Raw genomic sequence first — 12,536 nt, 5'->3', positions numbered from 1 at the left:
GCTGGACCTATGTCCTGGCGCGCGAAAGGAACCCTGTGGAAGCGATCCTGCTGGTGGGGGGACAGGGCACTCGCCTGCGTCCGCTGACGATCTCCACGCCGAAGCCGCTGCTGCCCACGGCGGGCGTCGCTTTTCTCGCGCACCAGCTTGCGCGGGCACACGCGGCGGGTGTGGAGCGGATCGTGTTCGCCACGTCCTATCGCGCGGAGATGTTCGAAGCGGCCTTCGGCGCGCGCGCACACGGTGTGGAGTTGGCCTACGTCAGCGAGGACGAGCCGCTCGGCACCGGTGGCGCGATCCGCAACGCGGCGCGCGCGCTGACCTGCGGCCCCGACGACCCGGTGCTGATCCTCAACGGCGACATCCTGTCCGGCCATGACGTCCCGGCTCAGGTCAAGCTGCATGAGCAGGCCGGCGCCGCGGTGACGCTGCACCTCACCGAGGTCGAGGACCCGTCGCGGTTCGGTTGCGTGCCCACCGACGCGGACGGGCGCGTCACCGCGTTTCTGGAGAAGACCTCGCACCCGGTGACGAACCAGATCAACGCGGGCTGTTACGTCTTCCGGCGCTCGGCGATCGACACCATCACCGAGGACGAGGTCGTCTCGGTGGAGCGGGAGACGTTCCCGTCGCTGATCGCGTCCGGCGCGGTCGTGATGGGACATGTCGAGTCGGCGTACTGGCTGGACGTGGGCACGCCCGAGGCGTTCGTCCGCGGCTCGTGCGACCTGGTGCTCGGACGGCTGGCCTCGCCCGCGATGCCCGGCGACCCGGGTGAGCGGCTCACCCTCACCGGCGCGAGCGTGTCGCCCGGCGCGGTCGTGCGCGGCGGCACCACGGTAGGGCGCGGCGCGGTGGTCGAGGCGGGCGCGACGGTCCTCGGCAGCGTGCTCCTGGACGAGGCGTTCGTCGCCGAGGGCGCCACCGTCCGCGGGTCGGTGCTGAGCCGGGGCGCGCGGGTCGGGCCGGGCGCCGTCCTGGACGAGGTCATCCTCGGTGACGGCGCGGTGGTCGGGCCGGGCAACGAGCTGCGCGGCGGCCTGCGCATCTGGCCCGGCATCGAACTGCCGCCCACGGCCGTGCGGTTCTCGAGCGATGCCTGACCGCCAGGACACGGGCGCGGCGTCCGTCCGGGTGGCCGGGGAGCCGACCGCTGGGCGGCTCCCCGGGCACGGCTCCGGGAGACGGCGCACATGGCGCCCGCCGTGGCCGGTCGACCTGTACGCGGTCCTCGCGCCGCATCGGCGAGGCCCCCACGATCCGGCGTTCCGGACCGACCGGGATGGTGCGATCTGGAGAACATCCCACACTCCGGACGGCGCCGGAACCGTTCGGCTACAGAGGGTCGGGGACGTCATCGACTGCACGGCCTGGGGGCCGGGCGCCGGATGGCTCTTGGACGGGGTTCCCGCCCTGCTCGGGGAGGGCGACGCGCCGGAGGCGTTCGAGGCGCGGCACGACATCGTCCGGGAACAGCTGAAGCGGCGCCCGAACCTGCGGATCGGCCGGACGGGCCGTGTCTTCGAGGCGCTCGTCCCCGCGGTGATGGAGCAGAAGGTCCTGGCCGAGGAGGCGTGGCGGGCCTGGGGGTATCTGCTGCGCCGCTTCGGCGCGCCCGCCCCCGGCGCGCCCGCCGTGCTGCGGATGCGCGTGCCGCCGCCGCCCGCGGTGTGGATCCGGATCCCGTCGTGGGAGTGGCACCGGTCGGGCCTGGAGGCCGTCCGAGCCCGGACGATCATCGGCGCGGCGCGGGTCGCCCGCCAACTGGAGGACGACCCGGCGGAGCGGCGGTTGCGCTCCCTGCCGGGTGTCGGGATCTGGACGGCCGCCGAGGTCCGGCAGCGCGCGGCCGGGGATCCCGACGCCGTCTCCGTGGGCGACTACCACCTGCCCGGGATCGTGGGCTGGGCGCTGGTCGGACGGAAGGTGGACGACGCCGGGATGCTCGAACTGCTGGAGCCGTACGCGGGGCACCGTCACCGGGTCACCCTGCTGCTGGGATCGTCCGGCATGCGTCCGCCGAGGCGCGGCCCGCGCATGCCGGTGCGGGACTATCGCTCTTTCTGACCCGTCCCGTCCGAGATAGGCGGCGTAGCCAGAAGTTGTCGGAGGTCCAGTCCAGGCCGTCGCGGCTGTCGGAACCGAAGAGGGGGCCGAGGACGGCGAGGGCGATGACGAACGCGAGCATGACCAACATGGTTCGTTCCTTTGGGATCGCAGTGGGCCCGAGGGGCCGTGACGTTCCCGCGCGGGGCGATCGGGGTGGGGCGGGGTCTCCGCCTCTTTCCCGTCGCACCCCTAGTCTGACTCCGTCCACCGTTCAGGTCCAGCGACTGTTTCTGGATGGATTGTGTAAGAATCTCTTCACTATGTTGGATCTGGGCAGGCTGCTGGCAAGCGAGCTCAGTTGTGGTGATCTGGGAGAAACGCGCTCGGTCGACCGGCGTAGGAGACGTACAGGGCGTCGCGTGCCCGGGTGCAAGCGACGAACAGCAGGCAACGTTCTCGCTGGAGGTCGTGGGCGTGCGCGGTCGGGTCCTCGTCCTGGGAGGTGAGTGCGGCCGAAGCCGGGACGGCCCCGGCGTCGACACCGGTCACCGCGACGCAGCGGAACTCCAGGCCCTTCATACGATGCATGGTGCCGACTCGCACGCAATCCTGCGCCGACCCGGTCGCCGCCAGGGAGGCAGTGTCGATTCCGGCGGCCGAAAGCGCCTTCTCGATTCTGGTGAGACCGCTGGTGAACCGGGTCGCGATCCCGATGGCATGAGGCTCGACACCGGCATCGAGCCACGCTCTGACCTGCTCCTCCAACGCGTCCAGTTCGGCCCTCCGGTCAGGGAGGCCCCTGACGACCGGTCGCCTGCCGTGCAACGACGACCGGTAGCCGGTCAGGTCGTCCCGCGCGTCGTCCAGCCCGGCGACCGGTTCCACGCCGAGCAGCCGGACGGCCCAGTTCAGGATCTCGGCGGTCGTGCGGTAGCTCTGCCGCAGTTTGTGGCTGCGCCCGGTGACGGTGATGCCGAGGCTCTTCAGCGACACGCGGTGGTCGTAGATGCGCTGATGCGGGTCACCGACGATGAACATGTCGTCTGGTCCGACGGCGACGGCGGCGCGCAGGATGCGCCATTGCGCGGGGTGCAGATCCTGAGCCTCGTCCACGATGACGTGCTGATAGCGGGGAACGGGCTCGGCGGCCAGGATCCGCGCGGCCTCGGAGGCGATCTGTGTGTAGGTGTGCGCGCCCGAGTCGGACAGCAACTCCAGGAACCGGGAGATCGCCGCCCAGGTCCTTTCCTTCTGGCCGGGACTGATCCGCCGCCCTCGCCCCCGCCGCTCGGAGCGGAGGTAGGCATCCCGGCCGGCGAGGTCCTGGGCCAGGATCACCTGTTCCCATTCGCGATGCAGGAAAGCCGCCGAGAACGGTGCGCCGGTCTGTTCGATAGCGATCTCCCAGAGGGCTTGGATTTCCGCTCTTCCCGCGATTTTCGGGTTGTGGCCGCTCGTGTTCTTGACGGTCCGGTAGGAGAGCTTGTCGATATTGATCACTGTGATCCGGTCGCGAACCCCGGCGTCGTCGATGAGCAGGTCGAGTTGGCGGTCGAGGCTTTCCGCGAGGGTCGTTGTGTAGGTGGTCATCAGCACGGAACCGCCCTTCTCCGCGAGGTGGAGGGCCCGGTGCAGGGCGGTGACCGTCTTGCCCGTCCCCGCTCCACCGGTGACCTGGACGGCGCCGTTGAAGGAAGGGCGCCGAGCCAGACGTCGTTGGGCCGGATGCAGGAAGACGCGCCATAGTGCGAAGGGGTGGGCGAGCATCTGGGCCAACTCGTCGGGGCCGGAGACGAACACCACCTCTCCCGGTGTCCGTTCCATCGCGGTGACCAGGTCGTCGGTGTCCACCTCCGCTGGCGGCAGGGCGTCCGGCAGCAACCGGCAGATCTCCTCCCACGCCTCCTCCGGGCTCATGCCGCTCGCGAGGGCCACGAGGGCGAGGTACTGGGGCTGCGGAAGCATGCTCTCCAGCGCCACCAGATGGTCCTCGCTTGTCAGGAGCCGGACGATCGGGAGCACCTCCGCGTCCAGACCGAGGTTGATCAGATCGCCGTCGCCGTACTCCGCGAACAGCTTCTCCGTCCGCGTCTGCGCGAGGGCGTCGAGGGCGGGCTTGACCTGCTCCAGCGCGGTGGCGTCGCGGACCTCCAGTACGCCCAGCCTCTGGTTGACGCTGAACTTCCGGCTCTTGGCGTACTTGATCGCGGCGTCGTGCTCCATGACCGCGAGGAGGCAGTAGACGTCGCCGGTGTCGGGTTTGAGTACGATGCCACGCCGGCCTCCGTCGATGCGGATCGTGCGCACGTGCGGGTCAAGGGCTCCGTGCAGCTTCTCCAGGTGCAGGCCCGCGAAGGTATGGTGCTCGAATCTGGCAATCGCCTCATCGACCGACTTGCGTACCGATTTCTCCAGGTTTGCGTAGCCTGTCAGAAAGCTCTTTGCGATCGCTAGTCTCGGCACGCTTGGTCGCCTCCATGTGTCGGCTTAGAGGGTGCGATGATGCGGGCGGTTCCCGGTGAATTCTCGTGATTGGTAAGGCACGATGTCCACCGGGGGTATGACGGAGCGCGTTCACGTGAGGTGGGGGCAGGTATGACGGAGACGGTGGCCCTCGACAGCGATGTGCCTGCCCATGGACAGCTCGTCACGGTGCGCAACCGCGTGTGGGTCGCCGCCAACATCATGCCCGGGACGGTCAGCGGCGCCACCGACAATGTGCTGACCGGCCGCACACCGCACCTGGTCGAGCTGATCAGCATCGAGGACGACGCCCGCGACGAGCGGCTGGAGGTCGTCTGGGAGTTGGAGCCCGGCGCTGTCGCCCACGACCAGCATGCCCTGCCCCATCCGGGCAAGGGCATCGATGACCCGCGTGAACTGGACGCCTTCCTCGACGCGGTCCGGTGGGGCGCCATCGCCTCGGCCGACCGGACGGTCCTCCAGGCGCCGTTCCGCTCGGGCGTGCAGATCAAGGACTACCAGCTCGACCCGGTCGTGCGGGCCCTGTCCATGCCCCGCACCAACCTGCTGATCGCCGATGACGTCGGCCTCGGCAAGACGGTCGAGGCGGGTCTGGTGATGCAGGAGCTCATGCTGCGCCACCGGGCCCGGACGATGCTCATCGTCTGCCCCGCCGGCCTGACCCTCCAGTGGCAGGGCGAGATGCGGGACAAGTTCGGCCTGGACTTCGTCGTCCTCGACTCCGCGCTGCTCAAGGAACTGCGCAGGTCGCGGGGTCTGTATGTGAATCCTTGGGACCACTATCCGCGGATCATCGTCAGCATCGACTGGCTGAAGCGCGACCGCCCGAGACGCCTGCTGCGCGAGATCCTGCCCGACGCCCCGAAGTACCCTCGCCGGTTCGACATGCTGGTCGTGGACGAGGTCCACACGTGCGCGCCGACCACCCGAGGCCGCTACGCGATGGATTCCAAGCGGACCGAGGCCATCCGCGAGCTCGCACCGCACTGTGAGCATCGTCTTTTCCTGTCCGCGACCCCGCACAACGGATACCCGGAGTCGTGGACGGCGCTGCTGGAGCTCCTCGACGACCAGCGTTTCGCGCGCAACGTCCCGCCGCGTGAGGAGCAACTCGCCCAGATCATGGTCCGGCGGCTCAAGCGCGAGCTGCCCCGCCGGTGGGACGGGTCACCGGAGTTCCCCGAGCGCGTGACGTCCTACCTGGAGACCGTCTACTCCGAGGAGGAGCGAGAGGCGCACGCCAAACTCGCCACCTATGCGGCGAACCGCCGGAAGGCCGGCTCCTCCGACGGCGATCGGACCGCCGCGGACTTCGTGACGATGCTGCTGAAGAAGCGCCTGTTCTCCTCACCGAAGGCGTTCCACGAGACGGTGAGCACGCATCTGCGCACGATGCTCGACAGGGAGCGTGCGACGGGCGAAGCGGACGGGCTCGAAAAGGCGAGCGCACACGCGGGCGAACGCGTCCTGCGTCCTCTGATCGAACGTTTGGAGGAGACCGCCGAGCAGGACGACGCCTACACCGAGACCGAGGCCGAAGCACTCGGCGCCGCTCGACGTGTCATGGCGCCGCTCAGCGCCGACGACAAGCGGCTGCTCCGGGAACTCCAGGCGTGGGCGGGCCTGGCAGCGGACCGGCGGGACAGCAAGTTCTCGGCCTTTCTCGACTGGCTGGATCCGATCGTGCGCCGTCCGGACGGCACCTGGACCGACCAGCGCGTGATCGTGTTCACCGAGTACCTCGACACCCAGCGCTGGCTGCGGGACCGGCTGATCTCGGCCGGGTACCCGGCGGCGAGGATCGGCCAGCTCTACGGCGGCCAGGACGTCAAGGAACGTGAGCACGTCAAGAACGTCTTCCAGGAGGACCCCCACATCAAGGGCGGCGAGATCCGCGTCCTCCTGGCCACCGACGCCGCCAGCGAGGGCATCAACCTCCAGAACCACTGCCATCGGCTCCTGCACTGGGAGATCCCGTGGAACCCGAACCGGCTGGAGCAGCGCAATGGCCGCATCGACCGGCACGGTCAGACGGCCGACCGCGTCGAGGTGTTCCATTTCGTCCCGCAGGGATGGGAGGGCGCGCAGCCGCGTGAAGACGGCTCACTGGAGGACGAGCTGCATTTCCTCTTCGTGGCGGCGAGGAAGGTCGAGCAGATCCGCGAGGACCTCGGCAGCGCCGGCGACGTGATCGCCGTCCAGGTCGAGCAGAAGATGCTCGGCAGGCGAACGGACTGGCAGACCGCCGACGGCGAGATCGCCAAGCGCGGGAGCCGGGCGGCGCTGAAGGTCAAACACGACCTCGCCCAGGACCTCCAGCGGCTCGCCGAGACCCTCAGCGGAAGCCGCACCGAACTGAACCTGTCCCCCGGGACCGTCGAACGGGTCGTGCGCACCGCCCTGCGCCTGGAACACAACAAGGACCTGATCACGGCGCCCGCCCCACCGGAGTTCCCGGCGGCCTGCTTCCGGCTGCCGGCGCTGTCCGGGTCGTGGGCGGATGCCCGCAATGACGGGCTGCACCACCCACTCACCGGCGCCGAGCGCGTGGTGACCTTCGACGGCGACGCCGTCGGTAACCGCACCGACGTGGTCCTGCTGCACCTCGGCCACCGCCTCGTCCAGATGTGCCTGCGCCTGCTGCGCGCGGAACTGTGGTCGAGCGCCCATGACGTCGCCCGGCGCACGAGGCTGAACCGTGTGACGGCGCGGGTGGTCCCCGGCGATCTCCTGCGCGCGCCCGCCATCGCCGCGCACATGCGGGTGGTGGTGACCGGGGCCGAGGGCACCCGCCTGCACGAGGAGATCATCGTCGCGGGCGGTGTGCTGGAGGGCGGCAAACTCGTCCGGGTCAGGGCCGAGGACCTGGAGGCGTGGCTGGCCGCGGCGTCGCACGAGCAGCCACCCGCACACGTCCTCGACCGGCTCACCGCGCTCTGGGACGACGAGCTGGACCCGCGTCTGGCCCGCATCCTGGAGACCCGCGCCAACCAGCGCAAGGGGCGGCTCGGCGCGGACCTCGACGGCCGCTGCGCCCAGGAGGTGACCGCGATGGAGACGATCCTGGCCGAGCTGGAGCAGTCGATCCGCACCGCGCTCGACGACGACGGGCACTGGGAGCAGCCCAGCCTGTTCGAGGTGGAACAGCGCCAGCTGCGCGCCGACCGGGAGGCGCTGCGCAACCGGCTGGCGGCGATCCCGGCGCAACTCCAGGACGAGACCGAGGCGCTCCGCCGCCGCTACGCCGACCCCAAGGCCCGGTGGTTCCCCGCCGCCGTGACCTTCCTCGTACCCGCCTCGATCGCCCACGGGAGCAACCAGTAATGCCGCCGCGCGCAAGGACGAAGGCCCCGTCCATCGCCCAGCAGCACGCCACCTGGGTTCGGCTGCTGCCGACCGAGGGGCCGTTCATCGCCGTCCCCGTCCTCACCGCGGTGTTCGGGCAGGGCCTGGACACCGTCCCCGCTCCGGTGATGGACCGTCTACGGCGCGCATGGAGAGAGGTTCAGGACGCGCCGGACGTCCTGAACGCGGCCTGGTGCGGCTTCATCCTGCGCGAAGTGCTGCGGATGACCGGCGGCGTCATCGCCGAGGGCGCGGCCGTGCCGGGCGCGCTCCGCGCCGCACCGGGCGATCCCCGTCCGCGGCCGGACGGCGTGCTGTACGGCCCCGACGGCAAGGGCGGCCGGGCCGAGCGCCTGCACCTGTACCGGCGTCCATGGGGCGAGCCCTTGGACAAGGCGGGGCCGGGCGGCGGCACACCCGCGGAGCACGCGGCCGAGCTGTGCCGCCGCCGGGGCATGCCGCTGGCACTGCTGACCAACGGCCGATCGTGGACCCTCGTGCACGCGCGTCCGAACGAGGCCACCACGATCGCGGCGTTCGACGCCGACCTGTGGCTGGAGGAGACGGACCTTCTCCGCGCGTTCGCGACGCTCCTGTCGGCACAGCGCGTCCTCCCCCCGGCGACGGCACCGGACGGCGCCCACTCCACGAGCCTCGCGGCCCTTTTCGCACGCAGCGCCGAGGCCCAGGCGGAGATCACCAACACTCTCGGCGCCCAGGTGCGGGACGCCGTCGAACTGCTGGTCGCCGAGATGGGGCAGCTCGACAGGGCCGTGGGCGGCCGGATGCTGGGGGAGGTGGATCCCCGCGACGCCTACCGCAGCGCCCTGGTCGTGATGATGCGGCTGGTCTTCCTCCTGTACGCCGAGGAGGCGCGGCTGATGCCCGTCGGCACCCGGCTGTACGACCTGTCGTACTCGGTCAGCAGACTCTTCAACCAGCTGGAGGATGAGGCTCGGCAGGGGCAGGGCGTCGGCGACCGGCGGGCTGCCGCGTGGCCCCGGCTCATCGCCACGTTCCGCGCCGTGCATGGCGGCTCCCAGCACGACGCCATGCGCATCCCCCCGTACGGTGGACGGCTGTTCGACCCGGAACGCTTCCCCTGGCTTGAGCACCTCCCCGTCTCGGACCTCGTCGTCCACGCCATCCTGGAAGCGCTGCTGTTCCTGAAGAAGCGCGGGGAGCGCCTGTCCTACAAGGGCCTCGGCGTCGAGCAGATCGGGCACGTCTACGAGGGCCTGCTGGAGTTCTCCTGCACCGTCACCGGCGAGCCGTACGTCCGGCTCATCGGCAAGCAGGAGGTGAAGCTCGCGCTGTCGGAACTGGAGGCCGCCGCCGACGGCGACGACTTCACGGACTGGCTGGCACAGAAGAGCGGCGCGACTGCGTCACAGCTCAAGAAGGCCCTCGCCGCGAAACCGGCGAAGGACGCCATCGGCAGGCTCGACGCGGCCTGCGACAACGACCCTGACCTCGCATCCCGTGCGGCGCGTTTCTGGGGCCTGTACGAGAAGGACCTGCGCGGCCGTCCCACCGTCTACCCGACCGACTCGCTGATCATCAGCCGGGTCGGCGACCGCCGCTCGACCGGCACCCACTACACGCCGCGCGAACTCGCGGACGAGGTGGTCGAACACGCCCTCGCGCCGCTCTGCTTCTCACCCGGCCCCGCGCAGGGCGCCGAGCCGGCCGCCTGGCATGCCAAGTCCGCGGACGAACTCCTCGACCTGAAGGTGCTCGACCCCGCGATGGGCTCCGGCGCGTTCCTGGTGTCGGCGTGCCGGTACCTGGCGGACCGGGTCATGGACGCCTGGGACCGCGACGGCCTCCCCGACGACGTCCAGACAGCGGTCGGGCCCGGCCACGACCGCGAGGACCTCGTCCTGGAAGCCCGCCGCCGCGTCGCGGCCCGCTGCATCTACGGCGTGGACCGTGACGAGATGGCCGTGGAACTGGCCAAACTGTCGATGTGGCTGGTGACGCTCGCCAAGGACAAGCCCTTCTCGTTCCTGGACCACGCCCTGCGCGCAGGCGACTCCCTGGTTGGCCTGACCTCGATCGAGCAGCTCCACGCCTTCCACCTGGACCCGCAGGAGGGCTACCGCGTCAACTCCCGGCTCACCAACACCCTCGCCGACACAACCGCCGTCATCGTGAAACAGGTCGAGCGCCTGCGTCAGGAGATCGAGGCCGAGCCGGTCCGCGACGCCGTCCACGGCGAGCAACTGGCGACGAAGCTGGCCCTCGCCGACCGGCTGGTGGACGACCTGCGCTTCGCCGCCGACGCCGTAGTGGCCGCCGCCCTCACAGCGGCACTCGACAAGAAGCAGAACCGCAAACCCTTCTGGGAGGAAGCGGACGGAGGCGAAGAGGACCACTACAAGGCTCGTCTCTTCCGCCTCGCCGAGGACGTGGAGGAGGCGCTCGCCGGTGTCGCCGCCACCCTTCGCTTCCTCGAAGGGGAAGAACTCGACCCCGCCGAATACAGCACGCGTCTCGACGCGATGCTCCACGGATCGGCGGAGGATGCAGGACTGGTGGACGTCCAGGAGAGGGCCGAGAGCGCCGCCGGGAAGGTCCGCGACCTCATCACTCCGATGCTTCAGGGACCGCGCAAGGAACCGATCCGTCCGCTGCACTGGCCACTTGAATTCCCCGAGGTCATCGGACGTGGCGGTTTCGACGCCGTCGTCGGCAACCCGCCGTTCATCGGCGGCCAGAAACTGACCGGGAGCATCGGAGAGGACGTCCGCGAGTACCTGGTCCGCTGGATCGCGCGCGACCAGCGCGGCAGCGCCGATCTGTGCTCCTACTTCCTGCTGCGCAACCTGGGCCTGGCGCCACAGGGCAGGACGGGCATCATCGCTACGAACACCATCGCTCAGGGAGACACCAGAGAAGTCGGCCTCGACCAGGCCGCCGACTGGAACTGGGACATCTACCGCGCCGTCAAATCCCAGCCCTGGCCCGGAACGGCTTCCCTGGAGGTCTCCCTCGTCTGGGAGGGCCACGCCTCCAAGGACGAGACCCGCGTGCTGGACGGCAACAAGGTCCCGGCCATCACCACCTCCCTCGACCCCATCTCCAGGGTCACCGGCAAGCCCTACCGCCTCGCCGCCAACAAGGACCAGGCGTTCATCGGCTCATACGTGCTCGGCAAGGGCTTCATCCTCACCCCGGAGGAAGCCCAAGCACTCATCGCCGAAGATCCTCGGAACAAGGACGTTCTCTTCCCGTACCTAACTGGCGAGGACCTAAATCAACGCTGGGACTCTTCTGCAAGTCGCTGGGTTATTAATTTTCATGACTGGAGCGAAGAAAAAGCGAAGTCATATGGTTCGGTTTTTGCAATAGCGGAGGAGCGAGTCAAGAAGATACGACTGGGGAACAACAGAAAGATCTATCGAGACTACTGGTGGCAGTACGCTGAGAAGCGTCCAGGAATGCTAGCCGCCATTGATTCACTAGATCATGTAATTGCAATTGCTCGGGTTAGTAAAACGGGTCTTCCGATTGCTATATCGACCACCCAAGTAATGAGTGAGCAGGTTGTGATAATTGCAAGCGACCGACCCGATAAATTGTCACTGTTGTCTAGTGCCCTACATTTCATTTGGTGGACAAATAAAGGCCAGTCGACGATGAGAGTCGATGCTAGATACACACCCTCAGATGGATTTGAGACCTTCCCTCAGGCCAAAGCAACAGAGGCGATGTCTCTCGTTGGTTCTGTGCTAGACGTGCAGCGAAAGGAAATAGTTGGCGTCAATCGAGGCGGAGGATTGACTCATCTCTATAATCAGGTAAATTCTCCTTCGGAATCAGGTGTCGATATTGTCCGAATGCGGGACACTCATGTAGAGGTGGATGAGGCGGTTCGGGAGGCTTATGCGCTGGACGAGGAGCGGGAGCCTGCTATCCGAGAGTTCGAGGAGCGGACTGCGTCGGCGCCGCTGCCTTCGTGGCGCGAGGTCGATCTTGGGCATGGATTCCATGAGACCCGGCAGGGTGTGCGGTTCACGATCAGTCCGCAGGCTCAGCTTGACGTGCTGGACAAGCTCTTGGCGCTGAACCACTACCGGTATGAGCAGGAGCAGCAAAAGGGGCTTCATACCCCGAGGAAGCGCGCCGCGAAGCGTAAGCCCGCGTCGACGCCTGCCGGCAGCTCGCAGCACTCGATCGACGATGGGCTGTTCGCGCCGCCTGACGCGCTCTTCTGAGAGCGCGCGGTATTCACCGGCGGTGGCCGCGGTCATCGCGGCGTTCCCGCAGGGCGATGGCGACCCAGGGGGCGAGCAGGAAGTGGATCGCATCCGCCGCTTTCACCGGAGAAGTGCACGGAGCGAACAAGACTCCCGTTGAGGACTGGAACCACGGCACCTGCTCGGCCGACGGTACCTTCGGTGCAGGAACAAGTGTGACGCTTTCGCCGATGTGGGGCACCCGGGCATCGATGACCCGGAGAAGCGGCTGCGAATGGTCGAACAGCGGGAGCGTCGTCCACCCTCTGCCTTCGAGTACAGCAGCCAGGTCGTTCAGGCTGGCCTTCGCTACCGACGGGGTCAGCGGAAGAAAACGGTCGGAAGACTCGCGCCTGGGCAGGGGCTTGGCCCCGGCGTGGTTCCGCCGTTTCGGCCACCGGCGGCGTCGGTGTCGTG

The 12,536-nt window shown here is 68.7% G+C and carries 5 protein-coding genes; 4 read left to right on the top strand and 1 reads right to left on the bottom strand.

What is annotated here, in order from left to right:
• Positions 1–35 precede the first annotated feature (35 nt).
• Both manB and AMA02S_RS07885 read left to right on the top strand, forming a co-directional pair.
• Positions 36–1,103 carry a mannose-1-phosphate guanylyltransferase gene (gene manB, locus AMA02S_RS07890; protein ID WP_067453793.1) on the top strand — a complete coding sequence of 356 codons (1,068 nt, stop codon included), beginning with the start codon at positions 36–38 and terminating at the stop codon, positions 1,101–1,103.
• On the top strand, positions 1,096–2,067 hold the full coding sequence (locus AMA02S_RS07885; protein WP_245667392.1) for a DNA-3-methyladenine glycosylase family protein: 972 nt from the start codon (positions 1,096–1,098) through the stop codon (positions 2,065–2,067). Before manB ends, AMA02S_RS07885 begins: the two co-directional genes overlap by 8 nt.
• Before the next feature lie 336 nt (positions 2,068–2,403).
• Here the strand turns inward: AMA02S_RS07885 and AMA02S_RS07880 are convergent, their stop codons facing one another.
• On the bottom strand, positions 2,404–4,512 hold the full coding sequence (locus AMA02S_RS07880) for a UvrD-helicase domain-containing protein (RefSeq protein WP_067453791.1): 2,109 nt from the start codon (positions 4,510–4,512) through the stop codon (positions 2,404–2,406).
• A 132-nt stretch (positions 4,513–4,644) separates the two neighbouring features.
• Between AMA02S_RS07880 and drmD the strand changes: the two genes are divergently transcribed.
• Positions 4,645–7,857: a DISARM system SNF2-like helicase DrmD gene (drmD, locus tag AMA02S_RS07875; protein ID WP_084264810.1), complete on the top strand. Its 3,213-nt coding sequence runs from the start codon at positions 4,645–4,647 to the stop codon at positions 7,855–7,857.
• Positions 7,857–12,098, top strand: coding sequence for an Eco57I restriction-modification methylase domain-containing protein (locus AMA02S_RS07870; protein ID WP_067453789.1), 4,242 nt, complete (start codon positions 7,857–7,859; stop codon positions 12,096–12,098). The genes drmD and AMA02S_RS07870 overlap by 1 nt, the downstream gene beginning before the upstream one ends.
• Positions 12,099–12,536 lie beyond the last annotated feature (438 nt).

Source organism: Actinomadura macra NBRC 14102 (assembly GCF_001552215.1).
GTDB lineage: Bacteria > Actinomycetota > Actinomycetes > Streptosporangiales > Streptosporangiaceae > Spirillospora > Spirillospora macra.
This window is presented reverse-complemented; position numbering and strand designations above follow the sequence as displayed.